Raw genomic sequence first — 20,371 nt, forward strand, 5'->3', positions numbered from 1 at the left:
TCAAAGAGCCATTAAGACCGCTGCGGGGATATCTACGACATTTTGCCGAGGCCTTTCGGCCCGGCAACAACCGAATTGGTTGGCTCATGCCTCAAGCCGCGTGAGCTTTTTTCGCGATTGCATCAATAAATGGAGGACAAAATGAAAAACCGTGCTTTTGGCTAACAAAATAATCAAGTGAATGGTATAGCGTGTGATGTTTGAATTCATACTAAACCGAAAGGATTCCAAAGAAAATGAACCTGAAAACCTTGGCGCTATCGCTCTTCTTCGTCTTTACGCTCGCCCTACCCGCCATGGCGTTGACAATTACTCCAGTAAACACCAATGCTGCCAATACCTTGCTTACCGCGTTGCTGGCGCCCGCCAGTGGCATCAATGTTGACATGTCTACCCTGACTCATGTAGGCAAAACCACCGTGGGTGTGGAACAATCCGCCACTTACACTGGCATGAACATGGTGCCCAGCGATGGCATCGGCGCCACCATCACTAACCCCGATGGAATTCTGCTGACCACCGGCAATGCCAACATGCCTACCACCAATACGGTTGACAACTTCTCGAACGGGTTGTTACAGCCCAACACCGGTTCCAACGCCGCGTTGAGCGCCCTGTCCGGCACCAACACAAACAATCAGAACTTCATTTCTTTCAACTTTACCCTAGATGCTGGCAACGCCGTCAGCGCCAACTTCGTGTTCGCCTCTGACGAGTACCCGACGCAGACCGTGACCGACATCTTTGGCTTCTTCGTCGACGGTGAGAACTACGCTTTCTTCCCTGGTGGCGCACTGGTGTCCAATGTGCCCCAGGCCAACTTCCAGGACAACCCGGTTGGCGGCAACCGTTACCCCAACGAGTACAACGGCTTCACCACCAACTTGATGGTGACTGGCCTACTGGATTCTACATTGACCATGCACAACATGTTGATCGCTATCGCCGATACCAATGATGACGTTTGGGACAGTGGCGTGTTCATCGGCAACCTTCAGTCCGTCACCGCCACAGGTGGCGGCATCGACGTTAACCAGCCTGTTCCCGAACCATCAACTTTGCTCCTTCTAGGTGTCGGGCTGGCTGGTCTTGTGGGCTGGCGTCGATTCAGGAGCTAGGCTCGACCTCGGAAGAGGGGAAATACTTCCGGGGGCAGTTTGTTTAACTCCAGACCAATTAAAAAATCCCCCCCGGCTCCGGCGGTTCGAAGCCACTTCGGTTATCTTGTTTTCTTCACACATAACGCCAAACGCCGTGCCGGGGCCTGGATCCCGGCGCGGCGTCTTGTTCTTCGTCGGCGCTGATCTTTTGCATTACGCCCTTCCTCACCTCTCCCATCTCACGCTAAAAAAATCCAATGTCGCGAAGATAGTGTAAACGGTTTGGATCAACAAGGGATTTCCCCTTTTTTCGCCACGCTCCGGCTAGGCGAATGCCGCCTTCTGGTGTAGGATGACGGCAGTATAGGTGAGGGGAAGGTTCCGCAGCGATATTTTGATGAAGGAGTGAATGCCTATGTTTCAGAAAGTCCCCCGCGCCGAACTGGAACGGCGCCTGGCGGCGTTGCGTGCCCGCCTCGACCACGATAGCCCCGAGTGGCGGATGCTGGCGGTCTTCGGCAAGATCAACCAGTTTTATCTGACCGGTACCATGCAGGATGCCGTACTTCTCGTCCCCCGCGACGGCGCCGCCGTCTACTGGGTTCGGCGCAGCCTGGAGCGCGCCCTGAACGAGTCGGAGTTCGGCGACATCCGGCCGATGACCAGCTTCCGCGACGCGGCCGCCGCCATGGGCCCGCTTCCCGACACCGTCCATCTCGAAACCGAGCGCGTGCCGCTGGCGGTTTACGAGCGCTTCAACAAACACTTCGGCTTTGCCCGCGTGGCTTCCGCCGATTTCTCTCTCTCGGCGGCGCGGGCGGTGAAAAGCGCCTATGAGCTGGACCGCATGGAAGAGTCGGGGCGCATCCACCAGCGTATCCTTGAAGAGCGCGTCCCCGAACTGTTGCGGGAAGGGATCAGCGAAGCCGAATTCGCCGGGGATCTTTACGGGGCGATGATCCGCGAGGGCCATCACGGCTTGGCCCGCTTCGGCATGTACGAGACGGAAATCCTCCTCGGCCATATCTGCTTTGGCGAAAGCTCGATCTATCCCACCTCCTTCGACGGCCCCGGAGGCAACTACGGCATGAGCCCGGCAGTCCCCCTGCTCGGCAGCCGCAAGCGACTGTTGCGCCCCGGCGACCTGGTTTTCGTCGACATCGGTTGCGGGGTCGACGGCTATCACACCGACAAAACCCTGACCTATGTCTATCGTGGCCAACTCCCGGCGGAGGCGGCACGCATCCACCGGCGCTGCCTCGAGATCGAAACCGCTGTTGCCGCGCTGCTCAAGCCCGGCGCGATTCCCTCGGAAATCTACGCGCAGATCACCGGCGCGCTGGAACCGGATTTTCTCGACGGATTCATGGGCTTCGGCACGCGCCAGGCGCGCTTTCTCGGCCACGGCATCGGCCTGCACATCGACGAATGGCCGGTGCTGGCCAAGGGCTTCGACGAGCCGCTGCAGGAAAACATGGTCCTGGCCGTCGAGCCGAAAAAGGGGATCGCCGGCATCGGCATGGTCGGCAGCGAAAATACCTTCGTCGTCACCCCGGATGGCGGCCACTGCCTGACCGGGCTGCATCCTGGATTGCTGGCGGTCGGTTGAGGCAATAGGATGGATTCAGCAAAAAGGGGGGTCGTTTCGGCCCCCTTTTTTGCTGCCGGGACGACTTTTCTCCGAGGCCTGTTAATCTTGTTCGGGAACCCCGGTTGGAAAGGAGCGATTCATCATGGCGAATGCGAAACTCAACGATCCCTGGCAACGCCTGCTGCTCTTGATGGTTCTGATGCTGGCGGTGAATTTCGCCTATCTGCTGCTCTTTGCTCCCCAGCAGGAGCCGGTTGCTGATTTGTCTTACAGTCGCTTCAAGGCGGAACTCGCTCGCGACCGGGTGGCGAACGTGCGGATGAGTGGCGAACAGGTGACGGGGAGTTTCCGCGAGGCGGTTGAGCTTCCCGGTAAAGAGAATACGGCCTCCGTCGCCTATCTGCGCTTCAAAACGGTGCTGCCACCGGTGGCCGATCCCGAACTGTTGCCGCTGCTGGAAAAAAACGGCGTGGAAATCGAGGCCCAGGCGAGCGGAAAGCCGACCTTCTGGAGCTCGCTGCTGATTTCGCTGCTCCCCTGGGTGTTGATCATCGGCGTCTGGGTTTTCATCCTCAAGCGCATGCGCGAGTCGAACGGCCCGGGCGGCGGACTCTTCGGTCAGTTCCGCCGCTCCGGGGCGAAACTCTACAGTCAACAGCTCTCCCGCGTGACCTTCAACGATGTCGCCGGGCTCGCCGAGGCCAAGCAGGAACTGGCAGAGATCATCGCCTATTTGCGCGATCCCCGGCACTTCACTCGCCTTGGCGGCAAGGTGCCGAGGGGCATTCTGCTGGTCGGCCCGCCGGGAACCGGCAAAACGCTACTGGCCCGGGCCGTGGCCGGCGAGGCCGAGGTGCCCTTCTTCACCATTTCCGCCTCCCAGTTCATCGAGATGTTCGTCGGCGTCGGCGCCAGCCGGGTGCGCGATCTCTTCGAGAACGCCAAGAAGAATGCTCCCTCTATCATCTTCATCGACGAGTTGGATGCCGTCGGCCGCTCCCGGGGGACGGGACTGGGGGGAGGCAACGACGAGCGCGAGCAGACTCTCAACCAGCTTTTATCCGAACTGGACGGCTTTGAAGCCCATCAGGAAGTGATCGTTCTGGCCGCTACCAACCGCCCGGATGTGCTCGATACGGCGCTACTTCGGCCGGGACGTTTCGACCGCCAAGTGGTGGTGGAGCGCCCAGATTGGCGCGATCGTCTGGAAATCCTCAAGGTTCATGCCCGCAAGGTCAAGCTCGCAGAGGAGGTGGACTTGACCCCTCTCGCTAAGGGGACACCGGGGATGGTTGGCGCTGATCTGGAGGCGGTGATGAACGAGGCGGCGCTCATCGCCGGTCGCGAAGAGGAGGCTGAGGCCATCACCAACGACCATCTGGAAAAAGCCAAGGAGCGTCACCTGTTGGGGATGGAGCGTAAGCTCTACCTTTCCGACGAGGAGAAGCGCATTACCGCTATCCACGAAGCCGGCCACACCTTGGTGGCCAAATGCCTGCCGGGGAGCGACCCGATCCACAAAGTCACCATCATCCCCCGGGGACAGGCTCTCGGCGTGACACTGCAACTCCCCGCCGACGACCGTTATCACTACCGGTACAGTTATTTGACGGCGCGGCTGGCCATCAGCCTCGGGGGCCGCGCCGCCGAAAAGCTCATCTTCGGCGAATATTCCACCGGGGCGCAGAACGATCTGAAGCAGGCGACGGACCTGGCCGAGAAGATGGTCTGCCAGTGGGGGATGAGCGAACGTCTCGGGCCGGTCAGCCTGGAGAGGGGCGTGGAGCATCCCTTTCTTGGGCGCAAATTGGCGACGGAAAAGACCTTCAGCGAAGAGACCGCCCGGCTGATCGACAAGGAGATCGAGGCGTTGTCGCGGCAAGCCGAGCGCCGGGCCGAAAACCTGCTGGAATGGAATCGGCCGGTGCTGGAGGGACTGGCCGAACGGTTGCTTACGGAAGAATCCCTGGACGAGGCGGCCCTGACGGAGTTGTTCGCCAAAACGGAATTGCGCCTCGCCCAGGTTCAATCCATGGATAAAGAAGGTCGGTCATGAGGAGAAAATTTCCGCTGCTTTTGGTTCTGCTGACCGTTCTTGTCGCCGGCATCGCCTACCGGCGGCCCTGGGCGGGAAAGCCCGGCTTGGACGGGACGCTGACCCTGTTCGGCAATGTTGATATCCGCAAGGTCGATCTCGGTTTCCGGGTCACGGGCCGGATCGCCGAGATGCCTTTTCAGGAGGGGGCGCGCGTGGCCGCCGGCGACCTGCTGGCGCGTCTGGACGAGATCCCCTATCGGATCGAGCTGGATCTGGCTCTTGCCCAGGAGGCACAGGCGGCGGCGCAACTGGCCAAGCTCGAAGCCGGCAGCCGTCCCCCGGAAATCGCCCAGGCCGAGGCGCTGGTGCGGGAACGGCAGGTACGGGCGGACAATCTGGACGTGGAATACGGTCGGCTCGCCGCCCTGCTGGCTGAGGGCGCCGTCGCCCGGCAACTGGCCGACGACGCCCGCGCGAATCTGGCCGAGGCCCGGGCGCGCTTGGCTACCGCCCGCGAAGGGCTGAAGTTGGCCCGCGAAGGTTTTCGCGGCGAGGATATCGCCGCCGCCCGCGCCGACCTGCGCGCCGCCCAGGCCCGGGTCGCCGTCGCCCGCAACCGCCTTTCCGACAGCGAGTGCCGAGCGCCGGACGGAGGGGTGATTCTCACCCGGGTAGAAGAGCCGGGGGCCATCGTCGCTGCCGGGCAGACGGTGCTGACCCTCGCCCTCGATACCCCGGTATGGATTCGCGCCTACGTCGAGGAACCGGACCTGGGGCGCATCCGTCCCGGCATGGCGGCGGAAATTCAAACCGATTCCCGGCCGGAGCCTTACGGCGGACACATCGGCTACATTTCTCCCGAGGCGGAATTCACCCCGAAAACTGTGCAGACCGAGGAATTGCGCACCAAATTGGTCTATCAGTTGCGGGTCATCGCCGACGATCCCGACCACGGCCTGCGCCAGGGGATGCCGGTCACGGTGACGATTGTACCGGACGAGCCGTCATCCCGCCCCCAATGAAACCCGTGGACGACTCGTCGCTGGTCATCGAAAACCTCTCCTACCGGTACGACAAGGATTTCCCCCTTGCCCTTGACGGCCTCTCCGCCGTCATCCGCCCCGGCATCGTCACCGGTCTGGTTGGCCCGGACGGCGCCGGCAAGACCACCCTGCTGCGGTTGCTGACCGGACTGTTGCTGCCGACGACGGGGAGTCTTCGGGTTTTCGGCCTGGATACCCGCGACGAAGCGGAAAAGGTCCATCGCTTCATCGGCTACATGCCGCAAAAGTTTGGCCTCTACGAGGATCTGTCGGTCAGGCAGAATCTTCGCCTGTACGCCGACCTGCACGACGTGACCGGTGCGGAACGGCAACGGGCGTTCGCACGGTTGCTCGTCTTCACCGGCCTGGAGCCTTTTCAGGACCGTCTGGCCGGGCGTCTCTCCGGGGGGATGAAGCAGAAGCTCGGGCTGGCCTGCGCCCTGATCCGCAAGCCGCGCCTGTTGCTGCTCGACGAGCCGAGCGTCGGCGTCGATCCGGTCAGCCGCCGTGAGTTGTGGCGCATGGTCGGGGAACTGGTGGATGCCGAAACGGCGGTGATCTGGTCCACCGCCTATCTGGATGAAGCCGAGAAGTGTCGCGAGGTGTTGCTGCTCGACGGCGGGCGCCTGCTTTTTTCCGGTCCGCCCGGCGCACTGACGGAGCGGGTCGCCGGCCGTTGCTTCCAAGTGCAAACGATCGATGGCAACCGTCGCCGGGTGCTGTCCCATGCATTGCAACGGCCGGAGGTTCAGGACGGCATCGTCCAAGGCCGTAACGTCAGGATCGTTCTCCGTCCCGGTCAGAAACCCCCAGCGCCCGCCCTGCTGGAGGCCGGCGCCGGGAGTCGTTTGATCCCGGTGCCACCCCGTTTTGAGGATGCCTACATCGATGTTCTCGGCGGCGGTCCCGGCGGCGTTTCGGCTCTGGCCGAGTCCATTTCTCCCTTGTCCGGGGAGCGGGAAGTGACGGTTGAGGCCGTCGGATTGAGTAAGCGCTTCGGCGACTTCACGGCCGTGAGCGAGGTTGGTTTCAGCATCCGCCGGGGGGAGATTTTCGGCCTGCTGGGCCCCAACGGTGCCGGAAAATCGACCATCTTCAAGATGATGTGCGGCCTGTTGCGCCCGAGCGCGGGCAGCGGCCGGGTCAGCGGTTTCGACCTGCGTGTCTCGCCGGGGCAGGCCCGCTCCCGCCTCGGCTACATGGCGCAGAAGTTTTCCCTGTACGGCGATCTGTCGACCCGGCAGAACCTGGAATTCTTCGCCGGGGTGTACGGCCTTGCCGGGTGGCGGCGAAAAGAGACCGTGACGCGTATGATCGAGATTTTCGGTCTGTATCCCCACGTCAGGGCCTCGGCCCGGGATCTGCCTCTCGGTTTCAAGCAACGCCTGGCCCTGGCCTGCGCGGTGATGCACGAGCCGGCGGTGCTCTTTCTCGACGAGCCGACCTCCGGCGTCGATCCCCTGACCCGGCGGGAATTCTGGACCCACATCAATGGCCTGGTGGAGCGCGGCGTGACGGTGCTGGTCACCACCCACTTCATGGACGAGGCGGAATATTGTGATCGCATCGGCCTGATCTACCGGGGGCGGATGATCGCCCATGGGGTGCCCGACGACCTTAAGGAGCAGGTCGCGAGCGCGGCGCTTCCCGATCCGACCCTGGAAGAAACCTTCATCGCGTTGCTGCGGCAATGGGACACCGAGCGCGGAGAGCCGTCATGAATGGGTGCCGGCGGCGGATGGCCGCGCTCATCGGCAAGGAATTTGTCCAGATCCTGCGTGATCCCAGCAGCCTGCTGATCGCTTTTGTCCTGCCGGTGATCCTGCTTTTTCTCTACGGTTTCGGGGTTTCCCTTGATGCCCGGGAGATCAGGCTGGGCGTGGCGGTTCGCGATTCGGGCGAGGAGGCCGCTGGCCTGCTCGCGGCTTTTCGCGCCAGCCCTTATTTCCGGACCGAGGTCGCCCGCGACACCCGGCCGCTGGAAGCGGAACTGCTGGCCGGACGGTTGCGGGGGCTGGTGGTGATCCCTCAGGATTTCTCCCGGCGGATAGGGAAGGGCATCGATCCCGCCAACTTGCAAGTCGTCGCCGACGGCAGTGAAACCAACACCGCCAACTATGTGCAGAATTACGCCCAGGGGGTGGCTCGCACCTGGTGGAACCAACGCCTTCGGAAAACCGGTCAAGACCTTGGCGGGCCGGAACTGGTGGCCCGCATCTGGTTCAACCCGGAGTTGGAGAGCCGCAATTCCCTGTTGCCCGGGGCGCTTGCGATCATCATGGCGATCATCGGCACCCTGCTCACCGCCCTGGTCGTGGCGCGGGAATGGGAACGGGGCACCATGGAGGCGCTGATGGTGACACCGGTAGCCATCACGGAATTGATCGTTGGCAAAATCTTCCCCTATTTTGTGCTGGGAATGCTCGCCATGCTCATCAGCGTGGGGATTTCCGTAACCCTCTTCGCGCTGCCTTTTCGCGGCTCCCTCGCGGCGCTGTTGCTTAGTTCCGGCGCCTTTCTTCTGGCGGCGCTGGGACAGGGCCTGCTGATCTCCTCCGCTGCCAAAAATCAGTTCCTCGCCGCGATGGCCGCCCTCATCACCGGGTTTCTCCCGGCCTTTCTCCTTTCCGGCTTCATCTTCGAAATCGCTTCAATGCCGCCTGCGGTTCGCGCTCTGACCCATATCATCCCGGCGCGCTATCTGGTGACCAATCTGCAGACTGTCTTTCTGGTCGGGGATGTCTGGTCGCTGCTGCTCCCCAATGTCGGCATTCTGCTGCTGCTGGCGGCGGGGCTGTTTTTTCTCACTGCGGGAAAAACCGCCAAGCGTCTGAGGTGAGCCATGGTCAACCGTATCATCGCCCTGCTCGTCAAGGAACTACTCGCCAATCTGCGCGACAAACGCAGCCGCCTGGTGCTGATCGTGCCGCCGCTGCTCCAGCTTTTTATCTTTTCCTTCGCCGCCACCCAAGAGGTGAAGAACCAGACCCTGGCCATCCTCAACCTCGATCACGGCCGGCCGGCGCTGACCCTGGAGCGGGATTTCGCGGCCGCGGCCACCTTCGGCGCGGTGCGGCATCTGCAACGGGCCGAGGAGATCGCCGAGGTCATCGACCGGCAACAGGCCATCGCCGTGCTGTGGATTCCCGAGGACTTCTCGCGCGAGCTGGAGCGCGGCGGCACGGCCCAGGCCAGCTTCATCCTGGACGGACGCAAGACCAACGCGGCGCAGATCGTCCAGGGCTACGCCATGCGTATCCTCGACGCCTACCGGGACGAATGGTCCGCCCAGGGGCGGGCGGGAGGCGTGCGTCTGGAGCCGCGTAACTGGTTCAACCCCAATCTCGATTTCCGCTGGTACACGGTGCCGAGCCTGGTCTGCATCCTGACCACGGTTGTCGGCCTCCTGGTCACCTCCCTGTCCGTCGCTCGGGAGCGGGAGATGGGCACCTTCGAGCAGCTGCTCGTTTCCCCTCTGCAGCCGCTGGAAATCCTCATCGGCAAGGCCCTGCCGGCGCTGCTCATCGCCATAGTCGAAGGAGCCTTCATCGTCCTGGTTGGCGTCAATGTTCTGGGCGTCCCGCTGAACGGCTCGTTGCCGCTGCTCTTCGCCAGCATGGCGATCTTTCTGCTGGCGATCATCGGCGTCGGCCTGTTCGTCTCTTCCCTGTCCATGACCCAGCAGCAGGCTGTTCTGGGTGCTTTCCTCTTCTTGGTGCCGGCGACCATTCTTTCCGGCTTCGCCAGCCCCATCGAAAACATGCCACACTGGCTGCAAATCTTCTCTTTTGCCAATCCCCTGCGCTACTTTATGACCATTTCCCGGGGGATTTTTCTCAAGGATGTGTCGGCGGCGGTGGTCTGGGCACAGACCTGGCCGATGGCGATCATCGCCTGCGTCACCCTGTCGCTGGCGACTTGGCTGTTCAAGAGGCGGATGGAGTAGCGGTGGGGGTGTATGGTTTTTTTAACACAAGTGTCAAAAAAACCGACAGTTGGGGGGCGTAAGCGGCGAGCTGGCCGGAGCTGATTTCCACGGATTTCGGTAGGTTGTCCGGATTTTTTGCGTTGGCAGGGTCTTTGCTTTTCAATCTGCTACGAGGTTTTTCCTTCTTTTTCGATGGGGTTGTTTATTGAGGGAAAGGAACATTCCATGACAACGCGACCTGACCACCGAGAGATCCAAGAACGGGTTGCCGTGAAAGAAGGCCCGAGGCGTTGCCTCCTCGCCTTTCTGCTGCGCGACGCCCTGCCCATGCTCATCATGATCATTTTCCTCATCGTCTGTACCATCGTCCTTTCCGAAAAGATCGAACAGGCCAAACTTTCCCGCACCGTCGGCGTGCTGGCGGAAAAAAACGCCCACCCATAATCGCTCGTTCTCCCCAATCGACACAAAAGGACGGCCATTTTGGCCGTCCTTCGTTTTTTTAAAGTCGTTCCATTTTTCCTCGGCGGGGGGGCGTTACCGTGGCTTGCGCGGTCCCGGCGCGGAATGGCGCCCAAGTTGGTCGTCCAGCTCGTCGATCCAGCCGGCCTTGGCGTCCGGAAAGGCGTCGGCGTAGGGGACGTAGGGTTTGATGTCCAAGACCGGCGTGCCGTCGAGCAGATCGACCCCACGCAGATGCAAGGTTCTTCCTTCCACTTTGACCAGTTCCACCGCCGACAGGCCGATGGCGTTGGGGCGATGGGGCGAGCGGGTGGCAAGAACGCCCCGCTTCGGCCCGCCCCGGGGCGGCTTGACGGTCGGTCTCCAGCCGTCACTGCGATGCAAGGCATAGATCAGCCATAACCTCTCGAAGCCCTCCAGATCCTGAAGAACCTTCCCATCCAGCCACTCCGCCAACTCCAACGTCGCCGTCGCCGCTTCCCCCGTTTCCGTTCCTTGCGTCACCGTCCCCTGATGGGGAGCGTCGATGCGGCGCGCATAGGGGGAGCGCAGAAGCCCGATGGGACGGTAGGTGAAATAGGGAGCGATAGTCATGGTCGGGGATTTGACTTAAGGCTGGTCTAGCTTGTCGTCTCGTATCGTGACAAAGGGCGGCCTCTCGGCCGCCCTTTTTATCCTCTTACTTGCCCCACTTTTTCTTGATCCGTTCCACCGCCTCGATCACATTTTCCTTGTGACCGAAGGCGCTGAGGCGGAAGTAGCCTTCGCCGCTGGGGCCGAACCCGCTTCCCGGCGTGCCGACGACGTGGCATTCGTTCAGCAGTTTGTCGAAGAAGTCCCAACTGGAAAGTCCGCCCGGCGTTTTCAGCCAGATGTAGGGGGCGTCGACGCCGCCGTAGCAGGTGATGCCGGCGGCCTTGAGCCCCTCGCGGATAATGCGGGCGTTATCCATGTAATAGTCGATGATTTCCTTGGTCTGCTGCCAGCCTTCATCCGAATAGACGGCGGCGGCGGCCTTCTGCACCGGGTAGGAGGCGCCATTGAACTTGGTGGTGGTGCGGCGCAGCCAGAGCTTGTTGAAGGAGTATTTCTCCCCCTTCTCCGTCGTTCCCATCACCTCTTCCGGCACCACCACCAGGCCGCAGCGCACACCGGTGAAACCGGCGGTCTTGGAGAAGCTGCGGAACTCGATGGCGCACTTCTTCGCCCCTTCGATCTCGTAAATGGAGTGGGGGATGTCGGGATTGGTGATGAAGGCCTCGTAGGCGGCATCGAAAAAGATGACGGCGTCATTGGCGTTGGCGTAGTCGACCCACTTTTTGAGTTCGGCTTTGCTCGCCACCGTGCCAGTGGGGTTGTTGGGGAAACAGAGGTAGATGATATCGACCTTCTGCTTCGGCAGTTCAGGAATGAAGTTGTTGGCTTCCGTGCAGGGGAGGTAGACGATTCCCTTGTAGTAGCCTTTTTCGTCCGCTTCGCCGGTGCGGCCGATCATGACGTTGGTGTCGTTGTAGACCGGGTAGACCGGATCGCCGATGGCGACGACGTTGTCGAGGGCGAAAATGTCGAGGATGTTGGCGCAGTCGCACTTGGAGCCGTCGGAGATGAACATCTCCCCAGTCTTCAAGGAGACGCCCAGGGGTTTATAGGATTTCTCGATGATGGCGTTGATCAGCCAGTCGTAGCCCTGTTCGGGGCCATAGCCGGCGAACTGGTCGGTGGTGCCGAGATCATCGACGGCGTCGTGGAAGGCTTTCAGTACCGCCGGCGCCAGGGGCCGGGTGACGTCGCCGATGCCGAGGCGGATGACCTTAGCGGACGGGTTGGCGGCGCTGAATTCGCGCACCCGGCGACCGATCTCGGGAAAGAGATAGCCGGCTTTGAGTTTCAGGTAGTTGTCATTGATACGAGCCATTAAAATTCCTCCGGTAATAACTTGAAAATAAAACCAGATCTCACGCAAAGACGCGAAGTCACAAAACGATCAAGTGCATAAATTGGGGTCTATTTTGGGGTCTATTTCGCGGCTTTGCGTCTTGAGTGAGCGAAGCGAACGGGCGTGAGATTTTTTTTATTTACTGGCTTTTTCTTCGATCCAGTTGCCGGCTTTCTGCATATCCTTGCCGACGCCTTTGGTCGTTTCGCAGCCGCCGAGGAAGAGGACCGTCGTCAGCAGCAGCATCATCATCATCATCATCATTCGGGTCATGATGTCACCTCCGCTTATTTAAGTCCGAGCACGTCCTGCATGTCGTACATCCCCGCCGGTTTTCCGGCCAGCCAACCGGCGGCGCGCACCGCGCCGCGGGCGAACATGTCGCGGCTCATGGCCCGGTGACTGATTTCAATGCGCTCGCCCATGCCGATGAAGTAGACCGTGTGCTCGCCGACGATGTCGCCGCCGCGCACCGTCTGCATGCCGATCTCTTCTTTGGTGCGTTCGCCGCACATCCCCTCGCGGTGGTAATTGGCGACATGGTTGTAGTCGCGGCCGAGGGCCTCGGCCACCACCTCGCCCATGCGCACCGCCGTGCCCGAGGGGGAGTCCTTTTTCTTGTTGTGGTGCAGCTCGACGATTTCCACGTCGAAGCCGTCGCCAAGGATCTGTGCCGCTTCCTTGAGCAGCTTGAAGCAGGCGTTGACGCCGACGCTCATGTTCGGAGCGAGAACGACGGGGATCTTCGCGGCATATCTCTCGGCTTCCTTGCGCTGCTCGGGGGTGAAGCCGGTGGAGCCGATGACGATGGTCTTGCCCAGATCCGCGCAGACCTTCAGGTTGGCGAGAGTGACTTCGGGGAAGGTGAAGTCGATGAGCACGTCGGCGCCCTGCAGGGCTTCTTCCAGGCTGCCGCGAATCGCCACGCCGCTTTCCCCACAGCCGGCGATGAGTCCGGCGTCCTGGCCGATCATTTCGTGCCCGGGGCGTTCGCAGGCCCCAGCCAGTTCCATCCCTTGCGCTTCCTTGATGGCGGCGATGATGCGCCCGCCCATCCGCCCGGCGGCGCCGGTGACGGCAATTTTGATCATAAACAATCCCTTGATAATGGATGTAGGGGCGACCCGTTGGGTCGCCCAGGGCGAGGCAGCGCCTCGCCCCTACGTTTGATTAAATCAGCCCGTAGCCCTTCATCACGCTCTTAAGTTTTTCCAGGGTGTGCGGCTGCATGCCGACCAGGGGCAGGCGCACGTCGGCCCCGCACAGGCCCATGAGGCTGGCGGCGGTCTTTACCGGCACGGGGTTCGATTCGATGAACATGGTGTTGTGGATCTCAAGCAGCTTGAGGTGTAGTTTGCGGGCGTCTTCCCAGCGGCCTTCCTGGATGGCGACGACCATGGTTTTGACTTCCTTGGGCATGATGTTGGCGGTGACCGAAATGATCCCCTTGGCGCCGATCGCCATGAGCGGCAGGGTCAGGAAGTCGTCGCCGGAGAGGATGTCGATCTTATCGCCGGCGGCGGCGAGGATTTCGCCGGACTGGGTGATGTTCCCCGAAGCCTCCTTGATCGCCACGATGTTGGCGAATTCCGCCAGGCGGATGGTGGTTTTGGCTTCCATGTTCATGCCGGTGCGGCCGGGCACGTTGTAGAGGATCTGCGGTAGCGCCACGCTTTCCGCGATCTTCTTGTAATGCTGGTAGAGGCCTTCCTGGGAGGGCTTGTTGTAGTAGGGCGAAACCAGCAGCACGGCGTCGGCCCCCATCTTTTTGGCGTGCTGGGAGAGTTCGATGGCTTCGGCGGTGCTGTTCGAACCGGTGCCGGCGATGACCGGAACCCGTTTGTTGACCTGCTCAATGCAGATCTGGATGACCCGGTCGTGTTCCTCGTAGTCGAGAGTGGCCGATTCGCCGGTGGTTCCGCAGGGGACGATGACGTCGGTGCCGTTTTCGATCTGAAACTCGATGAGCTTGCGGTATTTTTCTTCATCCACCCGGCCGTCGGGTGTGAAGGGAGTGATGATGGCGACCATCGAACCTTTGAACATGATTTCCTCCGGAAAGTAAGTTGTTCTTAGCAAGAGATGGGTGTCGGTACAAATTTATAAAACGGGATTATCTCCGTCGCGTTTCGGCTGAACTAGATCGATCTCTTGAGCCGGTAAGGAGGGTATAACTAGCACATCCTGCAAGCAAAGTCAAAAAACCGCCAGGGTCTTACTGACCGGCGCGGGGCGTTACTTCGATGGATTGAGAAGCTTCGCTTTCGACCAGAGTCTGGTTGAGGCGGACAATGACCCGCACGCTGTAGCTGTATGTGACATCGTTTTGCAGACCGAAATCTTCATGCCGGGTCTCGGTCAGCGGAGGGCTGTTCACCGGCAGGGAGGTCGGCTCTTCGCCGGGGGCGAGGCGATAGAGGTTGTAGCCGATCAGTTCGGCGGTGGCGGGGATCGCCGGCGTCAGCCAGGACAGGCGGGCCATGCGATCGTGACCGCTGGCTGCTTGCCAGCGGGGGCTGGGCAAGGGCGGAAGGAAGGGGCGGCGAACGATAGCCGACTCCCCCTCGCGCTCCTTTTGGGTATAGGGGGTAACCCGGTACTGGTAGCCGAAACCCGTCTGCAGGACGTTATCCCAGATGGTCATACGGTCCCCCCGGCGTTCGGCGTTCTTCAGGAAGTCGAGATCGACCTGGAGCAGCAAGGTCGAAGTGTCCCGGCATTCGGGGCAGTCGTCGCCCGGATTGTAGCGCATCTTGTAAACCCGGAAGCCTTGCAGGTCGGTGAGGGGCGAGCCGTCTTGGTTGATCTTGGGGATCTCCCAGGTCACCTGAAAGCGGTCTCCTTGCTGCACCGCCGTCAGCTTCTGGGGGGCGGCGGGGAGGGGTTTTTCCAACGGCTTGACAGGGCCTTTCTTGCCGCAGCCGGAAAGGACCAGCAGTAGGCAGGCCAAGAGCGGCAGCAGGCGATAGAACAGGGCGGACTTCATCGGCGGTCTCCCTTCGTAGTGCGTGACTGGTTTATCCCCGGCGTTCCGCCCGGGCCCGGGCGATTTCCCGTTCCACCGCCGCGCGCGCGGTGCCGCCGGTGGCGCGGCGGGCATTGACCGAAGCTTCAAGGGTGACGAATTCGTAGATGTCGGCTTCGATCAGCGGCGAGAAGCGGCGGAACTCCTCCAATGAGAGTTCGGGGATGTCCTTGCCGGTCTCCACGCAGTAGCGCACCGTCTTACCGACCACCTCGTGAGCCTGGCGGAAGGGGAGACCCTTGCGCACGCAGTAGTCGGCTACATCGGTAGCGGTGGAAAAGCCCCGGGCGGCGGCAACGCGCATGTTCTCGGCCTTGACCTTCATCAGAGCGATCATGTCGGCGAAGATCTTCAGTGATCCTTTGACCGTGTCGATGGAGTCGAAGAGGGGTTCCTTGTCCTCCTGCATGTCCTTGTTGTAGGCCAGGGGGAGGGATTTCATCAGGGTCAGCAGGGAAATGAGGTTGCCGTAGACGCGGCCGGTTTTGCCCCGTACCAGTTCCGGTACATCGGGGTTCTTTTTCTGCGGCATGATCGAACTGCCGGTGCAAAAGGCATCGGTCAGCTCGATGAAATTGAAGTCGGCGGAAGACCAGAGAATCAGCTCCTCGGAGAGGCGCGACAGGTGCATCATCAGGATGCTCGCGGCGGCGCAGAATTCGATGGCGAAGTCGCGGTCAGAGACGGAATCGAGGCTGTTGCGGGTCACTCCGTCGAAACCGAGCTGTTCGGCGACGAATTCGCGATCGATGGGGAAGGTGGTGCCGGCCAACGCTCCGGCGCCGAGGGGCAGGACGTTGAGTCGCTTGGCTACGTCAGTCATGCGTCCGGCGTCGCGCTTCATCATCTCGTAGTAGGCTAGCATATGGTGGGCGAAGAGGACCGGCTGGGCGGTTTGCAAGTGGGTGTAGCCGGGCATGATGACGGCGAGGTTCTGCTCCGCCTGGGCCAGCAGCGCCTCCTGCAACTGGTCGAGATAGGCGAGTATCGTCTGCAACTCGTCCCGCAGGTAGAGGCGCACGTCGAGGGCGACCTGGTCGTTGCGTGAGCGCGCCGTGTGCAGCTTACCGCCGACCGGACCGATGCGCTCAATGAGCCGAGCCTCAATGTTCATGTGGATGTCTTCCAGCGCCACCGAAAATTCGAAGTTTCCGGCTTCGATGTCGGCAAGGATGTCTTCCAGTCCGGCAATGATGGTGTCGGCCTCTGCCGCCGCGATGATCCCCTGTTTCGCCAGCATCCGGCAGTGGGCGATGGAGCCCTGGATGTCGTAGCGGTACATGCGTTTGTCGAAATCGATGGAGGCGGTGAATTCCTGAACGAACTGGTCGGTGGGCTGGGTAAAGCGGCCGCCCCAGAGCTGGTTTTGCGCCATGCGTCTCTCCTGTGTTTATCTTCAGTCGGTCAATGTTGTTGTCGGGTCGGGTTGAAAAGCCAAAAAGCAAAAGCGTCCTCGCGTCCGCTCATTCCATTCGCTTGAGCTCACAGAGCGCACAGAGAAAGGCAAGGGCGAAGATGATTGTCACGTCTGCGTTTCCCCAGTTTTTTCGATCCGTCGCCACTGGCCATTTTCGGAGCGGAAAATGCCGTGGATCTTCAACGGCACGCGGGTGGTGCGGGGGTCGAGTTCGTGAAAGAGAGGCAGGTTGAAATAGTAGAGCCGGGTTGCCGTGCCGAAGCGCAACCGGCAGACGGGCAGGCCGCCGAAATCGTCGACTTCGAACTCGGTATCCGCCGTCGGGGCGATTTTATGGCTCTTGTGGATCACCACCGAGGAGTGCCCGAAACTGAAGGTGCCGTTGCCGAGGATGCCGCTCGATTCGTCCGAGGTGTTACAGAAGACGGTGATGGTGTCCCGTACGCCCGGGGTGTAGGCCAGGTACTCGCCGTAAAAGCCGTTGACCACATCGCGGAAGGCGCGGTGCTCGGGCTTGGGATTGAACTGGAGTACGGCCAGCAGGTCGAGGCGCTGACGGGTCTGGAAAAAGAGCTGATTGGCCTTTTCGATGATGACCGAGATGTTCGACTGGTAGACGTCCCGGTAGACATAGTCGATGCAGATCACCGGCATGAAGTTGAAACAGGCCGGTTGGCAGCGGAAGAGGGGGAAGACCTTGCCTCGGTAAAGATCGTGCTGGGCGTCGAGATGCTCCTCACCGACGAAGGGATGGCTTTTGGCCAGAAGGAAGATGCGGGTGCGCCCGTCCGCCTCCTTGATCACCGTGACGGCGACGTTGGTCGGCAGCTGTTCAATATCCCCTGAGTCAAGATCTTTTTCCACCGAAGCCAGGGCCTCGCCGTTGTCCTCCCGGTAGCGGCACAGCAGGTCACGATATTCGCTCAAGCGCATGTGCTCAATGCCGAACATCACCACCGAGTTGGGGCGAAAACCGGCACGGATGATTTCCAGTGCCTCCTCGATCCGCGCAAAGGGCATGACCGCTTCCGGAAAGGTCAGAAAATGGCATTTCTTCAGATTGCCCTGCCCCTCGCGTACCAACTCCAGGATCGAGCGAAGCTGCTGCCAGCCCGCTTCCGGATCGACCAGTCGGCAGGCCGCGTCACGCATGGCCATCCGACTGGGGATCTGGCAGATCATGCAGTGCAGGTGATGGCCGTGGAGAAAGTCGATGTGAATCGGCTTTTCGACGATCTCGAACATGGCTTAGCCTTTTTCGGCAGGGCGGGTCTGGGGCAGGTTTTCGTCGAGAAGTTCCTCGTCGGGACGGCGTTCCGGGGGCGCGGTTTCATGCCAGCCGAGCTCGGGAAAGAGCTTGCCGAGGATGTAGCGGGTGCCGGGGGGCATGGGGTAGCGGGGCAGATTGTTTTTCCCGACCCAGACCGCTTCGGTACATTCGTCGCCGTTGGGCTTGAGGTCGAGGCTCAAGGGGCTGGCCCGGTAGTAAAGGATGATGAAATGATCGTTTCTTTCGCCGACGCCGACATGCTCATAAACATCGATGAGTCCTTCGGCGCGCACGGTGATGCCGACCTCTTCCATGACTTCCCGGTGCAGTGCGGCGAGAATCGTCTCGCCGTGATCGATCTTGCCGCCGGGCATGACCCACAGGCTGCAGAAGGGCTGGATGCAGCGTCGGGTGAGCAGAACGCGATCCCGTTCGTCGATGATGCAGGCGACCACCGAGGTCTTGATGCGGAGCTGTTTGGCGAATTCCATGGGTGATCCGTGAGGGGTGGGGCGTAAGGGGTGAGAAGTAAGGCCCTTTCGCCTCACTCCTCACCCCTGGTGCCTTACTTTCTGTTCTGCCGCTGGATGGCGGCGATACGCATGCGCAGGGCGTTAAGCTTGATGAACCCCTCGGCGTCGGCCTGGTTGTAGACATCGTCCGCCTCGAAGGTGGCGAAGTCAACGTTGAACAGGCTGTCGCTGGCCGAATCACGGCCAACTACCCGGGCATGGCCTTTGTAGAGCTTGATCCGGGCTTTGCCGTTGACGGTTTGCTGCGAGGCGTCGATCAGCGACTGGAGAACCTGGCGCTCGGGAGAGAACCAGTAGCCGTTGTAGATCATGTCGGCATAGCGGGGAACCAGAGAATCGCGCAGATGCATGACCTCGCGGTCCATGCAGATCGACTCGACGGCGCGGTGGGCCTCTTCGAGGATGGTGCCGCCGGGGGTCTCGTAGACGCCGCGGCTCTTCATGCCGACGTAACGGTTCTCCAACAGGTCGACCCGGCCGATGCCGTGCTTGCCGCCGAATTCATTGAGTTTGGCCAGCAACTTGGCCGGCGAGAGGCGCACGCCGTTGACCGCTACGGCATCCCCCTTCTCGAATTCGATCTCCACATATTCCGGTTGGTCGGGAGCGTCTTCGGGGCGGACGGTGAGCTGGTACATTTCTTCCGGGGCTTCGGCCCAGGGATTCTCCAGGACATCCCCTTCAAAGGAGATGTGCAGCAAGTTGCGATCCGAGCTCCAGGGAAACTTCTTGCTGGTCGGGATGGGGATGTCGTGCTTGCGGGCATACTCCTCAAGGGCGGTTCGGCTCTTCAGATCCCACTCGCGCCAGGGGGCGATGACCTTGATCGCCGGATCGAAATGATAGTAGGCGATCTCGAAGCGCACCTGGTCGTTCCCCTTGCCGGTGGCGCCGTGGGAGACGGCGTCGGCGCCCTCTTTTTGGGCGATCTCCATCTGTGCTTTGGCGATCAGCGGCCGGGCGATGGAGGTGCCAAGGAAATAGCGCCCTTCGTAGATGGCGTTGGCGCGGAACATGGGGAAGACGAAGTCGCGGGCGAATTCTTCTTTGAGGTCGACGATGTGACAGCTGCTGGCACCGGTCTTTTTGGCCTTGGCCGGGATATGGTCGAGTTCTTCCCCCTGCCCGAGGTCGGCGGAGTAGGCGACCACTTCGCAGTCATACTCTTCGGTGAGCCATTTGAGGATGATGGAGGTGTCCAGCCCCCCGGAATAGGCGAGAACGACTTTTTTGACGTTGGTTTTCTTGGCCATGTTGGTCTCCTTGGGTGGTTGGGACTCCGCCTTCAGGTGCCTGAAGACGGACGGCGCGTAAGCGTTACAATTTGATCACGTAGGTATCGGCGATGCGGTCGTGCAGGCCCTGCTTCTGGCGGTCGAAGGCGACCATCAGATAGCCGATGCCGAGCAGGATGCCCGAGAGGAACTTGCCCGGGACTTCGCGGACAAAGGCGCGACCGTAGCTGATTTCCTCCCCCGTGGTGCGAATGACCTTGATGTGCAGAGCCATTTTCCCCGGGGTCTGCCCGCAGTAGCCGGTGAAGAAGATGGCGTAGGTGAGACCGACGAGAATGCCGAAGAGGGTGGTCATCAGCCCGACGAAGGCTTCACCGTGCGGCTCCACACCGGAAAACATCGACCCTGCGGTTATCCCGAGAACCAGGCTGAAGACGAACTGGACCAGACCCAAGAGCAGGGAGTCGAGGAGCGAGGCGACGGCGCGCATCCAGAAACCTGCCTTGGGCAGGCTTTCGGCATAGGTCATCGGTGGTCCCGGAGGGATGGCGCGCGGCGACTCCATCGGCAGGCTGTCCGCTTCCGCCACTGCGCTTACGGGCGGCGCTTCGCCGAAGTCCGGGGCACTTTCCGCAAGGACTTCGGGGCGTGGAAAGGGTTCCTTGCAGCGGGGACAGATGACCCGGTTCATGCCGGCAGGAATTTGCGCCGGGTCGATCTCCTTGGAAAATCCGCAATGGGGGCAGGTGAGATTCATAGAACCAGTGCTCGCTGAAAGATGATTAGTGATTGG

General features: G+C 61.2%; 19 protein-coding genes. 8 read left to right on the top strand and 11 right to left on the bottom strand.

Annotated elements, in window-relative coordinates; genetic code table 11:
* The first annotated feature begins 236 nt into the window (after window positions 1-236).
* The 8 genes from RBR25_RS09430 to RBR25_RS09465 all read left to right on the top strand — a co-directional run bounded on the left by RBR25_RS09430 (window position 237) and on the right by RBR25_RS09465 (window position 10,144).
* On the top strand, window positions 237-1,118 hold the full coding sequence (locus tag RBR25_RS09430; protein WP_432819302.1) for a choice-of-anchor L domain-containing protein: 882 nt from the start codon (window positions 237-239) through the stop codon (window positions 1,116-1,118).
* 397 nt (window positions 1,119-1,515) lie between these two features.
* Window positions 1,516-2,709: a M24 family metallopeptidase gene (locus tag RBR25_RS09435; protein ID WP_432819303.1), complete on the top strand. Its 1,194-nt coding sequence runs from the start codon at window positions 1,516-1,518 to the stop codon at window positions 2,707-2,709.
* A gap of 124 nt (window positions 2,710-2,833) precedes the next feature.
* Window positions 2,834-4,747, top strand: coding sequence for an ATP-dependent zinc metalloprotease FtsH (ftsH, locus tag RBR25_RS09440; protein ID WP_432819304.1), 1,914 nt, complete (start codon window positions 2,834-2,836; stop codon window positions 4,745-4,747).
* Window positions 4,744-5,751, top strand: a complete 1,008-nt coding sequence (locus tag RBR25_RS09445; RefSeq protein WP_432819305.1) for an HlyD family efflux transporter periplasmic adaptor subunit — start codon at window positions 4,744-4,746, stop codon at window positions 5,749-5,751. Before ftsH ends, RBR25_RS09445 begins: the two co-directional genes overlap by 4 nt.
* The gene (locus tag RBR25_RS09450) at window positions 5,748-7,493 is read left to right on the top strand and encodes an ATP-binding cassette domain-containing protein (RefSeq protein WP_432819306.1); all 1,746 of its coding nucleotides are present in this window, start codon (window positions 5,748-5,750) and stop codon (window positions 7,491-7,493) included. Before RBR25_RS09445 ends, RBR25_RS09450 begins: the two co-directional genes overlap by 4 nt.
* Entirely contained in the window at window positions 7,490-8,611 is a 1,122-nt protein-coding gene (locus tag RBR25_RS09455; RefSeq protein ID WP_432819307.1) for an ABC transporter permease, read from the top strand. The genes RBR25_RS09450 and RBR25_RS09455 overlap by 4 nt, the downstream gene beginning before the upstream one ends.
* Before the next feature lie 3 nt (window positions 8,612-8,614).
* A complete protein-coding gene (locus RBR25_RS09460) occupies window positions 8,615-9,718 on the top strand; it encodes an ABC transporter permease (protein WP_432819308.1) in 1,104 nt (367 codons plus the stop codon).
* A 207-nt stretch (window positions 9,719-9,925) separates the two neighbouring features.
* Window positions 9,926-10,144: a hypothetical protein gene (locus RBR25_RS09465; RefSeq protein ID WP_432819309.1), complete on the top strand. Its 219-nt coding sequence runs from the start codon at window positions 9,926-9,928 to the stop codon at window positions 10,142-10,144.
* Window positions 10,145-10,237: 93 nt separating this feature from the next.
* Here the strand turns inward: RBR25_RS09465 and tsaA are convergent, their stop codons facing one another.
* From tsaA to RBR25_RS09520, 11 genes are all read right to left on the bottom strand, one after another.
* Entirely contained in the window at window positions 10,238-10,756 is a 519-nt protein-coding gene (tsaA, locus tag RBR25_RS09470) for a tRNA (N6-threonylcarbamoyladenosine(37)-N6)-methyltransferase TrmO (RefSeq protein ID WP_432819310.1), read from the bottom strand.
* 85 nt (window positions 10,757-10,841) lie between these two features.
* Window positions 10,842-12,077 (bottom strand): LL-diaminopimelate aminotransferase, encoded by a 1,236-nt coding sequence (locus RBR25_RS09475; RefSeq protein WP_432819311.1) that lies wholly within the window; start codon window positions 12,075-12,077, stop codon window positions 10,842-10,844.
* A gap of 156 nt (window positions 12,078-12,233) precedes the next feature.
* A complete protein-coding gene (locus RBR25_RS09480; RefSeq protein WP_432819312.1) occupies window positions 12,234-12,371 on the bottom strand; it encodes an entericidin A/B family lipoprotein in 138 nt (45 codons plus the stop codon).
* 14 nt (window positions 12,372-12,385) lie between these two features.
* Entirely contained in the window at window positions 12,386-13,189 is an 804-nt protein-coding gene (gene dapB / locus RBR25_RS09485) for a 4-hydroxy-tetrahydrodipicolinate reductase (protein ID WP_432819313.1), read from the bottom strand.
* A 79-nt stretch (window positions 13,190-13,268) separates the two neighbouring features.
* The gene (gene dapA, locus RBR25_RS09490; protein WP_432819314.1) at window positions 13,269-14,144 is read right to left on the bottom strand and encodes a 4-hydroxy-tetrahydrodipicolinate synthase; all 876 of its coding nucleotides are present in this window, start codon (window positions 14,142-14,144) and stop codon (window positions 13,269-13,271) included.
* 169 nt (window positions 14,145-14,313) lie between these two features.
* Window positions 14,314-15,084 carry a hypothetical protein gene (locus RBR25_RS09495; RefSeq protein ID WP_432819315.1) on the bottom strand — a complete coding sequence of 257 codons (771 nt, stop codon included), beginning with the start codon at window positions 15,082-15,084 and terminating at the stop codon, window positions 14,314-14,316.
* A gap of 31 nt (window positions 15,085-15,115) precedes the next feature.
* Window positions 15,116-16,498 carry an argininosuccinate lyase gene (gene argH / locus RBR25_RS09500; protein WP_432819316.1) on the bottom strand — a complete coding sequence of 461 codons (1,383 nt, stop codon included), beginning with the start codon at window positions 16,496-16,498 and terminating at the stop codon, window positions 15,116-15,118.
* 147 nt (window positions 16,499-16,645) lie between these two features.
* Window positions 16,646-17,785: a hypothetical protein gene (locus tag RBR25_RS09505; protein WP_432819317.1), complete on the bottom strand. Its 1,140-nt coding sequence runs from the start codon at window positions 17,783-17,785 to the stop codon at window positions 16,646-16,648.
* Between the two features lie 3 nt (window positions 17,786-17,788).
* Window positions 17,789-18,301: an NUDIX domain-containing protein gene (locus RBR25_RS09510; RefSeq protein ID WP_432819318.1), complete on the bottom strand. Its 513-nt coding sequence runs from the start codon at window positions 18,299-18,301 to the stop codon at window positions 17,789-17,791.
* Window positions 18,302-18,375: 74 nt separating this feature from the next.
* Window positions 18,376-19,596 (bottom strand): argininosuccinate synthase, encoded by a 1,221-nt coding sequence (locus RBR25_RS09515; RefSeq protein WP_432819319.1) that lies wholly within the window; start codon window positions 19,594-19,596, stop codon window positions 18,376-18,378.
* A gap of 64 nt (window positions 19,597-19,660) precedes the next feature.
* A complete protein-coding gene (locus tag RBR25_RS09520) occupies window positions 19,661-20,335 on the bottom strand; it encodes an RDD family protein (protein ID WP_432819320.1) in 675 nt (224 codons plus the stop codon).
* Window positions 20,336-20,371 lie beyond the last annotated feature (36 nt).

This window comes from Trichloromonas sp. (assembly GCF_034006665.1).
In the GTDB taxonomy this organism is placed as follows: Bacteria; Desulfobacterota; Desulfuromonadia; order Desulfuromonadales; family Trichloromonadaceae; genus Trichloromonas.

What these genes read in the sequence shown, in the direction of transcription:
- RBR25_RS09430 (WP_432819302.1), top strand. Translation starts at nt 237, where the DNA reads ATGAACCTGAAAACCTTGGCGCTATCGCTCTTCTTCGTCTTTACGCTC.
- RBR25_RS09435 (WP_432819303.1), top strand. Translation starts at nt 1,516, where the DNA reads ATGTTTCAGAAAGTCCCCCGCGCCGAACTGGAACGGCGCCTGGCGGCG.
- ftsH (WP_432819304.1), top strand. Translation starts at nt 2,834, where the DNA reads ATGGCGAATGCGAAACTCAACGATCCCTGGCAACGCCTGCTGCTCTTG.
- RBR25_RS09445 (WP_432819305.1), top strand. Translation starts at nt 4,744, where the DNA reads ATGAGGAGAAAATTTCCGCTGCTTTTGGTTCTGCTGACCGTTCTTGTC.
- RBR25_RS09450 (WP_432819306.1), top strand. Translation starts at nt 5,748, where the DNA reads ATGAAACCCGTGGACGACTCGTCGCTGGTCATCGAAAACCTCTCCTAC.
- RBR25_RS09455 (WP_432819307.1), top strand. Translation starts at nt 7,490, where the DNA reads ATGAATGGGTGCCGGCGGCGGATGGCCGCGCTCATCGGCAAGGAATTT.
- RBR25_RS09460 (WP_432819308.1), top strand. Translation starts at nt 8,615, where the DNA reads ATGGTCAACCGTATCATCGCCCTGCTCGTCAAGGAACTACTCGCCAAT.
- RBR25_RS09465 (WP_432819309.1), top strand. Translation starts at nt 9,926, where the DNA reads ATGACAACGCGACCTGACCACCGAGAGATCCAAGAACGGGTTGCCGTG.
- tsaA (WP_432819310.1), bottom strand. Translation starts at nt 10,756, where the DNA reads ATGACTATCGCTCCCTATTTCACCTACCGTCCCATCGGGCTTCTGCGC.
- RBR25_RS09475 (WP_432819311.1), bottom strand. Translation starts at nt 12,077, where the DNA reads ATGGCTCGTATCAATGACAACTACCTGAAACTCAAAGCCGGCTATCTC.
- RBR25_RS09480 (WP_432819312.1), bottom strand. Translation starts at nt 12,371, where the DNA reads ATGACCCGAATGATGATGATGATGATGATGCTGCTGCTGACGACGGTC.
- dapB (WP_432819313.1), bottom strand. Translation starts at nt 13,189, where the DNA reads ATGATCAAAATTGCCGTCACCGGCGCCGCCGGGCGGATGGGCGGGCGC.
- dapA (WP_432819314.1), bottom strand. Translation starts at nt 14,144, where the DNA reads ATGTTCAAAGGTTCGATGGTCGCCATCATCACTCCCTTCACACCCGAC.
- RBR25_RS09495 (WP_432819315.1), bottom strand. Translation starts at nt 15,084, where the DNA reads ATGAAGTCCGCCCTGTTCTATCGCCTGCTGCCGCTCTTGGCCTGCCTA.
- argH (WP_432819316.1), bottom strand. Translation starts at nt 16,498, where the DNA reads ATGGCGCAAAACCAGCTCTGGGGCGGCCGCTTTACCCAGCCCACCGAC.
- RBR25_RS09505 (WP_432819317.1), bottom strand. Translation starts at nt 17,785, where the DNA reads ATGTTCGAGATCGTCGAAAAGCCGATTCACATCGACTTTCTCCACGGC.
- RBR25_RS09510 (WP_432819318.1), bottom strand. Translation starts at nt 18,301, where the DNA reads ATGGAATTCGCCAAACAGCTCCGCATCAAGACCTCGGTGGTCGCCTGC.
- RBR25_RS09515 (WP_432819319.1), bottom strand. Translation starts at nt 19,596, where the DNA reads ATGGCCAAGAAAACCAACGTCAAAAAAGTCGTTCTCGCCTATTCCGGG.
- RBR25_RS09520 (WP_432819320.1), bottom strand. Translation starts at nt 20,335, where the DNA reads ATGAATCTCACCTGCCCCCATTGCGGATTTTCCAAGGAGATCGACCCG.